Source organism: Vibrio antiquarius, assembly GCF_000024825.1.
Lineage (GTDB): Bacteria > Pseudomonadota > Gammaproteobacteria > Enterobacterales > Vibrionaceae > Vibrio > Vibrio diabolicus.
The window spans coordinates 2087872-2104052 of record NC_013456.1 but is presented as its reverse complement, the minus strand read 5'-3'; the positions used below and the strand labels follow the sequence as shown (position 1 = coordinate 2104052).

Annotated in this window: 15 protein-coding genes; 8 read left to right on the top strand and 7 right to left on the bottom strand. The window is 45.3% G+C overall.

All coding sequences use genetic code 11. The features are described from left to right. The first annotated feature begins 65 nt into the window (after nucleotides 1-65). The 4 genes from VEA_RS09875 to VEA_RS09855 all read left to right on the top strand — a co-directional run bounded on the left by VEA_RS09875 (nucleotide 66) and on the right by VEA_RS09855 (nucleotide 4147). Nucleotides 66-2084, top strand: a complete 2019-nt coding sequence (locus VEA_RS09875) for a methyl-accepting chemotaxis protein (protein ID WP_006742570.1) — start codon at nucleotides 66-68, stop codon at nucleotides 2082-2084. Nucleotides 2085-2364: 280 nt separating this feature from the next. Beyond that, on the top strand, nucleotides 2365-2778 hold the full coding sequence (locus VEA_RS09870) for an NUDIX hydrolase (protein WP_012841842.1): 414 nt from the start codon (nucleotides 2365-2367) through the stop codon (nucleotides 2776-2778). A gap of 710 nt (nucleotides 2779-3488) precedes the next feature. Next, nucleotides 3489-3869, top strand: coding sequence for a hypothetical protein (locus VEA_RS09860; RefSeq protein ID WP_012841841.1), 381 nt, complete (start codon nucleotides 3489-3491; stop codon nucleotides 3867-3869). A 47-nt stretch (nucleotides 3870-3916) separates the two neighbouring features. Then, nucleotides 3917-4147 carry a hypothetical protein gene (locus VEA_RS09855; protein ID WP_012841840.1) on the top strand — a complete coding sequence of 77 codons (231 nt, stop codon included), beginning with the start codon at nucleotides 3917-3919 and terminating at the stop codon, nucleotides 4145-4147. 90 nt (nucleotides 4148-4237) lie between these two features. Here the strand turns inward: VEA_RS09855 and VEA_RS09850 are convergent, their stop codons facing one another. Next, nucleotides 4238-5059, bottom strand: coding sequence for a sterol desaturase family protein (locus VEA_RS09850; RefSeq protein ID WP_012841839.1), 822 nt, complete (start codon nucleotides 5057-5059; stop codon nucleotides 4238-4240). 149 nt (nucleotides 5060-5208) lie between these two features. Here VEA_RS09850 and VEA_RS09845 point away from each other — a divergent pair, with 149 nt between their 5' ends. Further along, the gene (locus tag VEA_RS09845) at nucleotides 5209-5958 is read left to right on the top strand and encodes a tRNA-uridine aminocarboxypropyltransferase (RefSeq protein WP_041853036.1); all 750 of its coding nucleotides are present in this window, start codon (nucleotides 5209-5211) and stop codon (nucleotides 5956-5958) included. A 173-nt stretch (nucleotides 5959-6131) separates the two neighbouring features. Further along, nucleotides 6132-7040, top strand: a complete 909-nt coding sequence (gene nagK, locus VEA_RS09840) for an N-acetylglucosamine kinase (RefSeq protein ID WP_006742573.1) — start codon at nucleotides 6132-6134, stop codon at nucleotides 7038-7040. A gap of 204 nt (nucleotides 7041-7244) precedes the next feature. Here the strand turns inward: nagK and VEA_RS09835 are convergent, their stop codons facing one another. The 6 genes from VEA_RS09835 to VEA_RS09810 form a co-directional block, all read right to left on the bottom strand. Further along, entirely contained in the window at nucleotides 7245-7511 is a 267-nt protein-coding gene (locus tag VEA_RS09835; protein WP_005377584.1) for a DUF2960 domain-containing protein, read from the bottom strand. Between the two features lie 74 nt (nucleotides 7512-7585). Then, the gene (locus tag VEA_RS09830) at nucleotides 7586-9364 is read right to left on the bottom strand and encodes a bifunctional molybdopterin-guanine dinucleotide biosynthesis adaptor protein MobB/molybdopterin molybdotransferase MoeA (RefSeq protein WP_006742574.1); all 1779 of its coding nucleotides are present in this window, start codon (nucleotides 9362-9364) and stop codon (nucleotides 7586-7588) included. Continuing rightward, nucleotides 9361-9948: a molybdenum cofactor guanylyltransferase MobA gene (gene mobA / locus VEA_RS09825; RefSeq protein WP_005453897.1), complete on the bottom strand. Its 588-nt coding sequence runs from the start codon at nucleotides 9946-9948 to the stop codon at nucleotides 9361-9363. Before mobA ends, VEA_RS09830 begins: the two co-directional genes overlap by 4 nt. After that, the gene (locus VEA_RS09820; protein WP_005396189.1) at nucleotides 9926-10645 is read right to left on the bottom strand and encodes an energy-coupling factor ABC transporter ATP-binding protein; all 720 of its coding nucleotides are present in this window, start codon (nucleotides 10643-10645) and stop codon (nucleotides 9926-9928) included. The genes mobA and VEA_RS09820 overlap by 23 nt, the downstream gene beginning before the upstream one ends. Before the next feature lie 50 nt (nucleotides 10646-10695). After that, the gene (locus VEA_RS09815; protein ID WP_005396188.1) at nucleotides 10696-11394 is read right to left on the bottom strand and encodes an ABC transporter permease; all 699 of its coding nucleotides are present in this window, start codon (nucleotides 11392-11394) and stop codon (nucleotides 10696-10698) included. Nucleotides 11395-11400: 6 nt separating this feature from the next. Further along, a complete protein-coding gene (locus VEA_RS09810; RefSeq protein ID WP_005396187.1) occupies nucleotides 11401-12219 on the bottom strand; it encodes an ABC transporter substrate-binding protein in 819 nt (272 codons plus the stop codon). Between the two features lie 333 nt (nucleotides 12220-12552). Between VEA_RS09810 and VEA_RS09805 the strand changes: the two genes are divergently transcribed. Both VEA_RS09805 and VEA_RS09800 read left to right on the top strand, forming a co-directional pair. Continuing rightward, entirely contained in the window at nucleotides 12553-14004 is a 1452-nt protein-coding gene (locus VEA_RS09805; protein WP_006742576.1) for a sigma-54-dependent transcriptional regulator, read from the top strand. After that, nucleotides 13994-16033 carry a sensor histidine kinase gene (locus VEA_RS09800; RefSeq protein WP_041852961.1) on the top strand — a complete coding sequence of 680 codons (2040 nt, stop codon included), beginning with the start codon at nucleotides 13994-13996 and terminating at the stop codon, nucleotides 16031-16033. The genes VEA_RS09805 and VEA_RS09800 overlap by 11 nt, the downstream gene beginning before the upstream one ends. Nucleotides 16034-16181 lie beyond the last annotated feature (148 nt).

Here is a 16181-nt window from a genome sequence, read left to right as displayed (position 1 = left end):
GTCTCACAAATGTGACGGAATCACTGCAAAACCGATTCAACCTTAAGAAAGAATAAAAATTGATTATGGCAAAGCGAAAACGCTCACGCACATCACTTTCACTGATTCAGGCTGTCAGTGCAACATTTTTAACTATCATAGCTCTTGTTATAGCCCTTTCTGTCTCAAGTTTCAAAGGAATGGAACAGGTAGGAGAGCAATTTGAAGACTTGTCGCAAAAAGCGTTGCCAATCGCGATGGCGAACGCAAAGTTAACCAGGAATGTATTGGAGATGGTTAAGCTACTCAACCATGGTATGCAAACTACTGAGCCAAAAGAGTTGCCTCTAATAAAAGAGCAAATCGATTCACTTGCGACTCAAAGCAAAAGTTTGGTTGGAGAAGCTTCTGGTGTTGCTGAACAACTCTCTGAGGAGTTAGATACAAATTTAGCGCGTTTACATAACATCACGCAGTCCATTTTACTGAAGCAATCTTCAGTGATAAAAATTCAAATGGATATCGATGCAGGAGTTGGTGGGTTCCGCTATGGGCTCAGCTCTATCGGCCCGGAAATGAATCGAATCAGCTCGTTTCTTAGTGCCGAAAATCCTGAATCGAGTGATGCCGCCAACCGATTTATTGCCTCAGCGAGCTCAATGGAAAGCACGTTCTTAGTAATGATGATGCATTCTGAACTGAGCAAAGCCGAAAAAGAATACCGAGAAATGCGTAACCGTATTGCAGGTATTAATCTCGCCTATGAAGATTTCCAGTCTTTACATCCAGAAGTAAGCGAATACGCAAGCCTAACGGCACCGTACGAGATGGTGAAGCAAGGCTTTAGTGAAAAGGGCGTGCTGCGTTTGATCCTCGCCAAACTAGAACAAGGGGAATTGCAACGTTCAGAGTTTAAACAGGCTTCGATTCTTGCGGATGAAACCATGCGGTTGCTTGATCAAATATCACAAGCTGCTGGTGAGTTGATTGCGGATAAAGAGAGTGTGGTCAATGAGACCATTGAGTCGGTGAGTGTTATGATCGTTTTTGCGGCGTGCGTGATATCTTTCATTATTCTGGTTACTTGGTTTAGCCTTAAGTCATGGACAAACCGAGGGTTAAGGAATGTACTAACGCGTCTTTCAGCACTTACCGAGCATGACTTTCGTGACAATGCAGATGAGGTCGGCCCTTATGAGCTGAAAGAAGTAGCACGAAAGTTGAATCAAGTGATCGATTCCACACACGATTCCATTCAAACGGTGACGCGCAATTGTGAAATGCTTTATCAGACGGCTGAAGTAAGCCACAGTGCAGCTGAACAAACGAGCGATGGGCTGACGACACAAAATGAAGCATTGGCGAGTATGATCACGACCATTACGCAACTTGAAGCCTCCATTCGTGAAATCACAACAGTGACAAATGCCTCGTCACAGGACTCGATGCTTGCTACCCAGCACACTGAAAAAGGCGTTCACGTTGTGGAACAAAACCGTGAACGTTTGGAATCACTTGAACGCTCTTTGGATATGAATGAGCGATCTATGTTAGAACTAGACCAGCGTGTTAAGCAGATTCGTGAAATGGTCGACATGATCAGTGGTATTGCTGACAACACAAACTTGCTTGCTCTCAACGCAGCAATAGAAGCCGCTCGAGCTGGTGAACAAGGGCGTGGGTTTGCTGTTGTCGCGGATGAAGTCCGCAAACTAGCAAGTGATACTTCTCAACAAACAACGAACATCCGAGCAATGATGAGTGAGCTTATTACCGCAGCAGAGCGTTCTCGCCAAGCGGTAAACGATTCGCGAGAAGAAATGGCCCACGCGCTGCATTCCAGCAATGAAGTGAAATCGACGTTCTCTGACATCAACCTCGCGGTTAAGCATATTCAAGAGCGTGTTGAGCAGATCTCTGTTGCCACGGAAGAGCAAGAACGTGCGACGGCGGATGTGTCTCAATCCATCAATAATATTTCCGAGCTTGGAGAGCGTACAAAGCTACAACTTGAATCCATGGTTGAAAGCTCTGAACAAGTGGCAGAAATTGCAGGGCATCAACAAGCGATGTTGCATAAATACGAGCTACATCAGTCCGCCTAAGTGACATGTTTTTATCTTCTATAAGCAGAACTTCGGTTCTGCTTTTTTGTTGCTTCTACGCAACTTCTCATCGCTATTCAAATCGCAAAAGTGAGTTATATCGCATCTTGCTCATTTCTTAAGGGCTGAGTTATCACTACGTGGTGTTAATGCTATCTCGGTGAAACAAGATGGCTAGAATGTTGTCCGAATTCAAAGGAATGAATCATGCAACTTCATGCGATTCCTTTATATCCAGAACAAGCCAAAGCTTTCTGCTTAAACAACGAGGAGTGGTTTTGTGATCGATAAAGTTTGTCCCGTCGTTCTGCGTAAGCAAAACCAAGAGCTCCTACTTTTTAAACATCCGTTGGCGGGTATTCAGCTCGTCAAGGGCACTATTGAGACGTTTGATGAAAGTTACATCACGGCTGCAAAGCGGGAGCTTGCTGAAGAATCTGGAATTACGCACGTTATCTCCGCTCGGTATTTATGCTCATGGGACAGTGGCTTTCAAAATCAAGTATGGCACTTTGTTTCGTGCGAGTGTGCTGACCTAGCGGATTCATGGACGTTTCATACGCAAGACGATGGCGGACATGATTTTGCGTTCTTTTGGCACGATATAGGGAGCGATATTTCCTCACAAGCGCATACCGTTTTTCAGAACGCACTGGAAAAAGTTCGAAAACTGATAGACCAAGGGGTGGTGTAAGTGAGGTTGCAAGTTGGAGGTTTAACAAAGAAGAACTTGTTAAAGCACTTGAGTCAAAAAGGTGTTCAATTGAATGCCTTCGCCCAACAACTATTCGATGATGACAAAGTCGAGTGCTCAGATGACATTCAATCGATCTTTTTAACGATAAAAACACCGTTTGACTTCGGACTTTATTTTGGCGCGACCCTTGGAGAAATGATTGAAGTGGCGTCGACACAAAACCTATCACCTTGTCCTTTAGCTGTTGCGCCATACCTCCGCTTACAAGAAATTGACTTGGCGAAGGGAGAGTACCTTACTGTGGTGTCTTCCCCGCTTTCGAATGACAAAGCTTATCCACGTGGTTTGTATCTACGGGATCTCGACGACGGATTCTGGCTACGAGGCTTTAGATGCTCGGAAGATTGTATCTTTCCGCCGTCGAAAAAGTTTGTTTTTGTGTCTGAAATAGTGAAGGAGAGTAGAGTGTGACATACCTTTATTATCGCGCGCCTGACAACCTTTCTCACCTTATCACTTGGGAAAACTAGCGGATTTGAGCGAAATGCCAAAGCTAACACTATGCTTCTATCAGGAGCGAATAAATTTCTTTCACACGCCTCGCGTACTGTTTAAAGGCACTGTCGATCTCAAAAATGGCTATGAGATTACAAATGTTTAACTGACTTCTATATGCTTTGCGCATTCATTCAGATAAGGAAACGATAATGGATAAATTCGTCGTGTTTCTCTTATGCCTTTTTATGACAGTTGGCGGTGTGGTTCATCTTTATGACAACATTGCTAACGGTTTTTTGCCTTATGCTTTTGCGCCAGGCTGGTTGAATATTTATTGGAGCTCATTGGGGCTGTTAGACTTACTAGCGGTGTATCTGTTGGTGAAGCACCGTCGTTCCGGATTAGTACTTATGCTATTGATTCTGACGACCAATGTTATTTTTAGCTCGCACGCTCACTATACATTAGAAATATTGGACAACAATGCCGCACTTCAAATGAAAACACTCTTTTTAGGTTTTTCATTCGGCGTATCTATCTGGTTATGGAACGCGCGTAAACATCGACAATCACGCCAGATATTTCGTTAACTTTCACTTTTCATCACTCAATTAAGGATAGTAAACAGGGATTCGTTATGACCGATTTTAAAGACTTGGCCAGTTTCGCTGGTTTCAGCGTACTGACAGGTTTAAGCTTTGGTACCACTTTCTTCAGTCTGGCTTTTCTATACAGCTCAATAGAAGCACAACAAGCAATGAATACTAATGCTTTGGCGTGCACGGTGCTTGGTGTGGTTGGTTTATTTGTTGGTATTACTCAGTTAAACAAAAAACGTCAACTAACGGAGAGTGAATCCACTAGCTAGCATCGCAAGGATGAAGTGGTGTTTAACTGGTTGGTGTTTAGGTTTAGTCTATTCGCTTTGTTTACGCACTTCATCCACAAAAACTTTTCTTCAACTGTTGCGTCTTCTTCGGTTATAGCGAAAAGGTTGCGTTAACAGCTTGTCTAATCGTTGTTCTGCTTCATTCCTAATTTCCGGTATACCAATTACGACATCATCATGGCCAAGTTCAGGCTGAGCTCGATATGTCCCAAAAAGTCGGTCCCAAACAGAAAGGAAGAAACCGAAATTCGAGTTGGTTTCTTTTGCTATCACGGAATGATGAACGCGATGCATGTCTGGCGTCACTATGACGTTTCGCAGTTTCTGATCCGCTGATAAAGCCAGTTTTGCATTACTGTGATTAAACATCGCACTGGCATTGAGCACTATTTCGAATACCACGATAGCGATAGGAGAAACGCCTAAGATAAATACAGTGGCAATTTTGACACCCATCGAGATGATGATTTCGATGGGGTGAAAACGTGCGCCAGTAGTGACATCAATGTCGAGATCGGCATGGTGCATTCGATGAAGCTTCCACAGTGGCTTTACATAGTGAAAGACCACATGCTGAACGTAAATGACGAAATCAAGCAGAATAACCGCTAGAAGCACGTTTAACCAAGCGGGCAGCGAGAGCAAATTAAATAGTCCCCATTGTTGCTCCTGAGCGATAATTGCAGCTTGAAAGGCGGCGATAGGCATGACTAACGCAACAATCAAGCTATTCACAGCAACCAGTGATAAGTTATTGACCCAGCGAAACCCACGTGAAGCGGTAAGTGTTTTTCTCGGCAGTTTGTTTTCCCAAAGGGCACAAAGTAATAATACGCCGAGAAAAAAGCCTAATCTTATCCACGAGGGATCTTGAAACGTCGTTTCTGTCACTGTCATTTCCTTATTTATTACTTTATCTATGACCGAGATAAGGGTGAAATTATTTCAACAAACAGTAAGGTGCGTTGAAGGGCTTATCTTGAGGCGAAACCATAATGTCAGTAGAATCGCGCTCTACTTTTTACTTGGCATTACTTACCATGAGAATTCACGCTTTCCACCGTTTATATCAGTACCGACAATCTATCTCAACCAAGCCTTTCAACGCGCGTGGATGTAAAGTGGTTCGTTGCCAATATTGCCAGGTTTCTGAGCAACACTGTTTGTGCGATCTTCAGCCAAACATCAAGGCTAATATTGCATGTATGTTGATTGTTTCTGAAAACGAAGTATTTAAGCCAAGTAATACCGGTCGTCTAATTGCTGATACGATTCAAGAGACTTACGTGTATCAATGGAACCGAACAGAACCGTCTGAGGAGATGCTGGAGCTACTACAGGATGACAACTACCAACCAGTGATTGTATTTCCTGCAGACTATGTGGATGACCCATCTCGTTTAATTGAAGATCTGGAGCCTGCGCGATTAGTAAACGAAGAGGCTCAGAACAAAAAATGGTTGCTGATCTTTATTGATGGTAGCTGGCGTGAGGCACGAAAGATATTCCGTCGTTCTGACTTTCTTAAATCTTTGCCTGTGCTTTCTATTGAGCCAGAATCTCTGTCTGAATACATCATGCGCCGTTCTGAGAATGAGCAGCATCTTTCAACCGCCGAAGTCGCGACGTTAGTTTTGAAACAAGCCGGTGAGAATAAAGCATCGGAATGCCTGCAGTTGTGGTTTGAAGCCTTTAGAGAAACCTACATGTTGACCAAGACCCGAGTCAAAAACGATCCCAACCGACCGCATTTAAAACGTTTCAAAGAGTGGGTGAAAACCGAGAGCTGACTCTAAGGAATGAACTTTTGTTGATGGCATGTTGTTCAACTGGCTGCGGTGAGGGGATAAATCTGCATTCGGTCACGGTTTGCAGGCGTACAGATATGGATAATGCCACTAGTTTATACTTTTGACTCCAGCCATTTTTGGAGTCGTTTAAGCATTTTTTAGGAGAGAAATACATGTATTACGGCTTTGATGTCGGTGGCACTAAAATTGAATTTGGTGCATTTAACGAGAAGCTTGAGCGTGTAGCGACGGAACGTGTACCTACACCAACAGACAACTACGAGCTGCTGGTTGATACCATTGCGGAATTGGTTAACAAATACGATGCAGAGTTTGGTTGCGAAGGCACCATTGGTCTTGGCCTGCCAGGTATGGAAGACGCCGATGATGCAACGGTATTAACGGTTAACGTTCCTGCGGCGAAAGGCAAACCACTGCGCGCGGACCTTGAAGCGAAAATCGGTCGCAGCGTAAAGATTGAAAACGATGCGAACTGTTTTGCGCTATCAGAAGCATGGGACGAAGAGCTTCAAGATGAGCCTTCTGTACTTGGTTTGATCCTAGGTACTGGCTTTGGTGGCGGTTTTATCTACGATGGTAAAGTTTTCTCTGGCCGTAACCACGTAGCAGGTGAGGTGGGCCATACTCGTTTACCTATCGATGCTTGGTTCCACTTAGGCGAAAACGCACCTCTGTTGGGCTGTGGTTGTGACAAGAAAGGTTGTTTAGACAGTTACCTTTCTGGTCGAGGCTTCGAGCTGCTCTACGCCCATTACTACGGTGAAGAGAAGAAAGCGATCGACATCATTAAAGCGCACGCAGAAGGTGAGGCGAAAGCCGTCGAGCACGTTGAGCGTTTTATGGAGTTGCTGGCTATCTGTTTTGCAAACATCTTTACAGCGACTGACCCACATGTTGTTGTGCTGGGTGGTGGTCTTTCAAACTTCGAATTGATTTATGAAGAGATGCCAAAACGCATCCCTAAACACTTATTGTCTGTGGCTAAGTGTCCTAAGATCATCAAAGCAAAACACGGTGATTCAGGCGGTGTACGCGGTGCTGCGTTCCTAAACATCAAGTAGTGACTGAAACGTTACTCGATATAAAGTAAGAAGAAATCTACGCCCCGTTTAGACCATCAAGGTAAAAACGGAGCTTTTTACTTATATATAGAAGTAACTCATATACCCAAGTAACTTCTATATGCTTGGGTATAGAGCACGAACAAAAATAGCATGCATAAAAAAACTCGCGACGAATCGCGAGTTTTCTGTTTACAGCTAAGCTTATTTGTTCTTTTTGCCTACGCCTAGGTTTTCTTTTTGAGCTAGGGTAATTTTGCTAAAGCCTAATTTTCTGAAGTAGTTATCGCGGTAGTTGCGCACCGCTTTAGTGTCAGACACTGCTTCGATTTGTTGCTCCATCTTTAGGAACTCAGTGATATCGATACCTTCTGCTTCTGCAACCGCTTCTTGAATGTTGCGGTGCTGCTGGTATGAGAACGTCAGTTCTTTGTCTTGGTCTTTGTAAGTGTAAAGAATGGTGCGAGCCATAGCTGTCTCTCTGAAAAGGTTTCTGTATTAAACAAAAAGGCCAGACTCGCTGACCTTTGAATTTCTAGTTTGGGCTAGATTCTGCCTTGAAGTGGGATAATTGTCACGCTTTCTCCCGCTTTTACTGTATCAATAGCTGGGGAGATTTCGATTAAACAGTTTGCTTCACTCATTGAGCGCAAAATACCAGAGCCTTGCTTGCCTGTTGTACGAACGGTTAAACGGCCAGTGTCATCCAGTTCATAGATTCCTCGACTAAACTCGGTACGACCTTGTCGAGAGCGAAGATTCTCAGTTGCGATGGCATTCACTTTCAGAGGCTTCCAGCCTTGTTCGCCTTGCATCTTACGCAGTGCAGGCTCGACAAAGTTAATGAAAGAGACCATCACGGCAACAGGGTTGCCCGGCAGACCAAAGAACGGCTTGTTGTTGATTTGACCAAACGCTAGTGGACGTCCCGGACGCATGTTGATTCGCCAAAAATCGATTTGACCAAGTTTATCCAAGGCAAGTTTGATGTAATCCGCATCACCAACGGATACGCCACCAGAAGTCATAACCACGTCCGCTTGCGCCGATGCGTTTTCCAACGCTTCAATCATTAACTGTTCGTTGTCTTCCAGAATACCGAAATCCAAGATCTCGCAGCCGAGCTTTTCAAGCATGCCCATGATGGTAAAACGGTTGGAATCGTAGATAGAATTCGCTTTTTGCTCTGTTCCCGGCGCTTGTACTTCGTCACCGGTGGAGAACACGGCAACTTTCAATTTGCGGAACACATTCGCTTCACCAAAACCAAGCGAAGCGATCATGCCCATTTCTGGAGAGGCTAGGCGAGTGCCTGCGGTAAAGACGTCACTGCCGATAGCGAGATCTTCACCTGCTTGACGAACGTTTTGGCCTGCTTTGATATTCGCACCGTTAAAGGTGACCTTGTCACCTTCTTGAGAGGCTTGCTCACGCATGACCACTGTGTCGCCGTTAAGTGGTGTTGGTGCGCCGGTCATGATCTTCACCGCTTGACCAACTTCCAGAGGCTGATCGTACGCATGGCCCGCCATCACTTCAGCAACCACTTGGTAGCTATCGCGGTCAATATCATCACTGCGGATGGCATAACCGTCCATCGCGGAGTTGGTGTACTGCGGCACGTTTACTGGTGAAATGATATGTTCCGCGAGAACGCGGCCATAGGCGTTTTCAATCTTGCATGCTTCTATTTCCGAAACCGTGTTCACCAAAGAAAGGATTTTTTCTTGGCCTTGAACCACAGAAAGGAAAGCCGGAGAAAGTGTGTCGCAACATGCGGCGTCTTTCTCTTTAGATTTTGGTGCTTTTGCATCTTGAACGTATTGAAGAACAAATTGAGCGATGGCATCCAAATCATTGATGTTCATTTGAGGGAGCTCAGAATCTAACTCCGCACTGTCGGAAGCGATAGCAATGATGTTTTCATCGTGAGGGTAAAGCCAAGGTTTACCCACTTCTTCACGGTGCAATTCAATTTTAGGGAACGCGATGTTTTTACAGCCTTCGACCAAAACTACATCGAGGTTGTCTTCATCAAAACGTGTTAATAGGTATTCAAACTCTGCTTCGGCTTCTGGCGTTTCTGTCATTAACGCAAAACGGTTGCGAGAAGCAATCAGCATTTGAGACGCGCCAGCTTTGCGTAAACGGTAGCTGTCTTTACCCGGCTTATCGACATCGAAGTTGTGGTGCGCATGTTTTAGCATGCCAATGCGTAAACCTGCTTCGGTCAACTTTGGTAGCAATGCTTCAAGTAGCGTAGTTTTGCCCGTACCAGAGTAGGCAGCAAAACCAAGAATAGGGATGTTTAGCGTGTGTTTCATGATTCTAATTGTCCAAATTGCGCCAGTTCTTCCGGAGTGTTCAAGTTGACGAAACAGTTTGGTGAGTCGCTAAAGTCAACGTAACTGGTGTTGCACTCTTTGTAGAGCAGAATGATTTTTCGGTCGCCACGTTCTAAAAATGCGGTGAGTTTTGGCAGTACGCGCTTGTGGTAGAGCGTGAAAACAGGTTGCTGATGGTCACCATCATGCGCGACTAAAATATCACTGTCTTCTTTGACTGCCTGGCAGAAACGCTCGACAAGGTCGGTGTTAATTTGAGGGCTATCGCAAGGTACAAATCCGACCCAGTCAGTTTCAGCATGCATCAAACCCGCGTGAATACCGCCCATAGGTCCAGGGAAATCTTTGAATTGATCACTAAATACGAAACCAAATTTGCTGTACGCATCTTGGTTTCGATTGGCATTAATTAAAATGCGTGGTGTTTGTGGAGATAAACGTTCAATAACGTGTTCGATGAGTGGCTTCTGATTTAATTCAATCAGACCTTTATCTTTTCCACCCATACGGCTGGCTTGGCCACCAGCCAAAATGACCCAACTAGTTTGTGTTGGTTGAAGCATATGCATTCTCTTGGGATGTTTCTTTTGGTATGACATACAACAGAGGAGACTCTATCAAAGTCTTGTCTTTAATCCACCACTGTTTTTTACATAAGTCGGTCAGTGCGTTGGTTTGATGGCTTGTCACCACGATACTGGAACCACGATCCAAAAGATCTTTCGCCATCACCACCAATCGTTCAATGGATTCTTGGTCTAAAGACGCACTTGGCTCATCCATCAATAAAATCGACGGTTTTAAGATCCAAGCTCTTGCCATGGCAACACGCTGTTTTTCACCGCCGGACAACACGGAGATATGTTCGTCCGCTAATGTTTCTAAACCTACCATACGTAGTGCGTGAATAACTTGAGCTCGCTTGTCTTTTGGTGTGTCTTGTTGATATTTCACTCCATAGACTACGTTCTCATAAACAGTGCCGTCAAAAAGGTAAGGAGATTGATGGAGATAAATCACATCGACACGGCCGTTGCGGCGCGTCAGTCTTTTCAGCCACGTATCTTTTGGTGCAACAACATCGCCAGTAGAAGGTTTTAGCAAGCCAGCAAGGATTTTGAGTAGGGTAGTTTTGCCCACACCATTGTCACCCTTGAGATAAATGGCATCATTTGGGCCGATGGCTAACTCAGGGATGTGGAAAAGCACACGCTCTTTAAATCGCATGGATAACTGCTCGGCGGTGATTTTTATAGTCATAATGCGCCTCTACATGGGGTTAATGGTGAGTCGTTTGTTTGCTTCATGTTTTATGTTCTGAGGTAGCCTTTGCCTCTCATGCTTGATAAGAAGAAGTTTAGTGCCAACGCTAAAGATAGTAATACAATTCCTAATGCAACTCCTTGCGCAAAAGCACCTTTGCTGCTTTCCATTGCGATAGCGGTCGGAATATTGCGCGTTACGCCCATAATGTTTCCGCCTACCATCATTGAGCAGCCCACCTCGGTTACGATACGTGAGAACCCTGCAATGATAGCTGCGAGTAGAGGAAAGCGGGTTTCCCAAATCATCGTAGCGGCCACGCGCGGAATGGAGACGCCTAGCGTGATGGCAGTTTCCACAGCGCGACGGTCGCTAGATTGCAATGCACCATGCATCATCGATACCAAAACAGGGAAACAGATCACCATTTGGCCGAAAATCATCGCCTTCTGAGTGAACAGCATTTGCCAGTCTCCCCAAGGGCCAGCGCGCGACAGCAACATGTACAGCAACAGGCCAATCACGACGGTAGGGACCGCTTGCAGCGTATTCACGATCGACAACAAAAACCATTTACCGCGAAAGTCGGTATACGCCAGTACAAAGGACATCAAAATAGCCGGCAATACCACTAAAGATATTGCCGTGATAGAAACACTAAAGGAGACCGCAACGATCTCCCATAGGTCTGCATCAAAATTCACCAGTAAGCGAAGCGCTTCCAGTGTTGTATCAGCAAGATTCATATTGCGTTATTTGCTCTCAGCATTCGCAACAAACAGTTGTTTACCGTTTAGGCGGAAACCATTGATAAGTTCCTGTCCGCGAGGGTTCACCAACCAATCACTGAATGCTTTCGCGCCTTGGTAGTTGATTGTTGGGTAACGCTCAGGATTAACAAGAATAACTTGGTACGGGTTAAACAGTTTTTCATCGCCTTGGAACAGAATTTCTAGATCCAATTTGTTTTGATAAGCCAACCATGTGCCGCGGTCTGTCATGGTGTAGCCTTGCATTTCAGACGCCATGTTCAGAGTTGGGCCCATACCTTGACCTACGCTGCGGTAACCGCCAAAGTTTGGTTCGATTTTAGTTTGAGCCCAGAAGCCCATTTCTTTTTTGTGCGTACCAGAATCATCGCCGCGAGAGATGAACGTTGCGTTTTTGTTTGCGATCTCTTTGAATACATCTAACACGCCTTCGTCATTTTTGATTTTTGCTGGGTCAGCTTTCGGGCCAACAATTACAAAGTCGTTATACATCAGTTTACGAGGTAGAACGCCGTAGCCTTTCTCAACGAATGTGCCTTCGGCTTTTGGTGCGTGTGTCATCACCAAATCTACGTCACCGTTTTCGCCCATTTTTAAGGCCTTGCCAGTACCCGCAGCGATAACATCGACTTTGTAGCCCGTGTCTTTCTCAAATTGTGGAAGCAGGTAATCAAGTAACCCTGAATGGTAAGTACTGGTAGTGGTTGCTAGGCGAACGTGCTCGCCATCTTGAGCGGAAAACGCAGAGTAACTTACAAGCGTGATTGACGTCGCAGCCAGAGTTAGCGCAATTTTTTTCATTTTTATGTGTTCCTTTCCAATGATTCTTTGGCTTTTCTCCCGATGCATTGGGAGAGGCCTCTTGGGCGAGAGCGATTGGTTCAAAGTGCAAGTTGTCTTAGGGTGTTGGAATAACAAACACCAACATCCTGAGATCACTTGAATACGCCCCGTAGCCACCTTATAGCAAACAAGATGCCAACCTTTTACAAGCGAAAAGTGCTCGATTTATGCACTAAATCATGGGGTTATTTGCACAAAAGTTTGCGTTGGTACAAAATGTCGCACTTTTTGTAGGGTATCTCTGTTTAAACTTGGTACACTCTGTCCCATCCGAAGCCATCTGGGGTAAATATGTCTACTCAATCCCATATTAGTACAAACCAACAATATAACGCCTTTTCCGTACTGGTCGTTGATGATGAATTGGGCATGCAAGCCATTTTGAAAAAGGCATTGGGGAAGCTTTTCTCACATGTCGATACTGCTGGCAGCATCGAAGAAGCAGAGCAACTGCGCAATTCTCGCCATTATGATTTGATTTTGCTGGATATTAATCTGCCGGGGCGTTCTGGGATTGAGTGGGAAGAAGCGTTTGAAGATGATGAAAAACGCGCCGATGTGATTTTCATGACGGGTTATGCGGATCTAGAAATTGCCATTCGAGCGCTGCAGCTCGGAGCTTCCGACTTTATCCTCAAGCCCTTCAACCTTGAGCAGATGCTAAAAGCGGTCAGTCGCTGCATGGACCGACGTCTAAACGAGCGCATGCAGTACGCCATGAAGCGCGATTACCAACGTCACAATACCTCCGAGATCATCGGTGGTTCAGAGAAAACGCGTCAGCTTAAGCAGCTTATTAACCAGTTTGCACCGTCGCGTGCTTCTGTTTTGGTCGAAGGTGAGTCGGGTACGGGTAAAGAGCTGGTTGCGCGAGGTATTCACCAAGCGAGTGGGCGAACGGGCCCATTTGTGCCAATCAACTGTGGCGCCATTGCGCCAGAGCTACTTGAAAGTGAGTTATTTGGTCATACATCGGGGGCGTTTACCGGTGCGAAAAAATCTCGTGAAGGTTTGTTCCGTGTTGCGAACGGTGGCACCTTATTTCTTGACGAAATTGGGGAAATGCCACTTGCAATGCAAGCGTCGCTGTTACGAGTTTTGGAACAGCGAACTATCCGTCCTGTTGGTTCAGAAAAAGAAATCAGCATTGATGTCCGTATTGTTGCCGCCACCAACCGAAGCCTGCAAGAAGAGGTCAACCAAGGAAACTTCCGCAGTGACCTGTATTACCGTTTGAATGTGCTCAAAATCGAAGTGTGTCCGCTGCGAGAGCGTAAAACCGATTTGTTTGAGTTAGTGCCATTTTTCAGCAATATGCTGACGCGGGAGCTTGGTATGCCTGCGCCAAAATGGGCGCACGAGGACATGGAAGCCATGAGTGAGTACGATTGGCCAGGCAATATTCGTGAACTGAAAAACTTGATTGAGCGATGCATTTTGCTCGGTAAGCCGCCAGCGCATTATTGGCGGGAGCTGAATGGTGGACACTCATTGCCTAATGTGTCGATTACCGTTTCTCATTCTGCTGAACTACCGACGTTTAAAGAAGGTAGAGAGTTCACTGGTGAGGGGTATCCAAACAACTGGACACTTAAAGAAGTCGAAAAAGCACATATAAAACAGGTCGTTAACTTGCACGAAGGCAACAAATCAGCCGCTGCTCGTGACTTAGGCGTGGCGCGTAAGACCTTAGAACGTAAGTATAAAGAATGGGATTCTGAGGATGAGGAATATGCCGACTAACGGCCCACAGCACAAAGGATTGTCGAAATGGACGCACCGTTTTAAAACTATGGTGCGTTATCGCTTATTATTTTTAACCTCCGCACCTATCTTTCTGACTTTGATAGCCCTGATCGGGATTACCATTTATTGGTCTATCCATTACACGTGGCAAAACGCGCTGCTGGATGTGTCAGAGCGTTTGGGTGTAGCAAATAACAGCGTGACGTTGTTACAACAAAAGCAAGCCAATTACGTGCGAGCGTTTGCTGACTCCTACGACTTCCGAACCCGAATCAATCAAGGGACACCACAAGACGAGCTACAAAAGTGGGTTACTGAACAGAAAAAACGTTACTCCCTAGACTTTCTCTCTTTCCAACGCGTTAATTCGATGGAAAACAAATTCCGTTTTATGGATCTCACCAAGCGCGAATCGTTTTTTGATGTACTCAATCGGGAAGAACTCGAACAGCTCGATCCGGAACTCGCCAAGCGAGCTGAAGTGCCCATTCTGGCTGACGGTGGAATGGAAGCGCGCGGCTTGGTGAGCCGTACCGTTATTCCGGTATACAGCCAAGTGAACGATTTGATCGGCTTTCTTGATGGTGGTTTGCTTCTCAATAACAGCACTGTATTGGTAGATCAAATTCGCGACTTAATCTATCTCAGCGATAATGATCGCCTTCGTCCGGTTGGCACGTTGACGGTATTTCTTGATGATTTGCGTGTAAGTACCAACGTTCCTCTAGACAGCGAGTATAGGCTAGGGCGCGCCATAGGCACTCGCGTGAGCGCAGAAGTGTATAACCAAGTACTTTCAAAAGGTGAGCAGTGGGTTGACCGAGCCTATGTGTATGACGCTTGGTATATTACGGCGTATCAACCGATCAAAGACCAATACGACAACGTCATTGGTATGCTTTATACCGGTTACCTCATGTGGCCATTCGTTAAAGCCTACATGACCAACATTGCAGAAATTAGCTTGATTACCATTATGTTATTGCTGGTTTCCGGCGTGATGGTATATCGCGGTTCTTATGATCTGTTTCGACCGATCGAACGCATTCATAAAGTAGTCAAGCAGGTCCAACAAGGAAAAGAAAAACGGATTGGTCCATTGGGCTTAGATGCCGATCATGAACTTGCGCAGTTAGCCAGACAGTTTGATGATATGTTAGACGCGCTAGAAGAGCGCAAAATTGAACTGAAGAACTCCGCAGCGCAACTTGAATGCAAAGTTCAAGAACGCACGGCAAGCCTTAGAGAAAAAACCCAAGATCTAGAGCTGCATATTCAATTGCTCAACCAAACTCGCGACAAACTCGTTGTTCATGAAAAACTGGCAGCACTGGGAGAACTCACCGCGGGGATTGCTCACGAAATTAATAACCCAACCGCCGTGATTCTTGGCAATGTAGAATTGATCCATTTTGAATTGGGTGACGATGCAAGTCGAGTTCAAGAGGAGGTTGATGCGATTCACGCGCAAATCGACCGTATTCGCAATATCACGCGCAGTTTATTGCAATACAGTCGCCAAGGTGGTGTTCAAGATGAAATCACTTGGCAACATGTCAATCCTATCATTGATGAAAGCATCACCTTGGTTAAAACGGGCACCAAGAAACGCGACGTCGAGTTTGTGACTGATCTACAAGCGCATACGTCCGTTGAGATAAACCGTCACCACTTGCTACAAATCTTAGTTAATTTGCAAATGAATGCCATTCACGCAATGAACGGCAAAGGCACGTTAACAGTAGTCAGTGAAGACTGGATTGAAGAGGGCGAAGTGAAAGGAGCCGCGATTCATGTTATTGACGAGGGTTGCGGTATTAAGCCAGAAAACTTGAACCGAATCTTCTCACCATTTTACACGACGAAGCGAGAGGGTACTGGATTGGGACTGTCGGTCTCTCAAAGTATCCTCAGCCAAACGGGTGGTGAGCTAAAAGCCGAGTCGGAATGGGGAAAGGGCAGTAAATTCAGTATTTATTTACCTAAAAAAGCCGAGCTGATCCTAGAGGTGACGAATATCGCTTAGTCACTTGTTGTAAGCATTACGGAAGAAAGAGCCAGTTATAATACTGGCTCTTTTTTGTATTCAATGACGCATTTGTGCTTGAGCTTTTTGCTTTGAAGAAGCACTGCGATGGTTTCACTAGCGATGAATTAATAAAAACAACACTTGC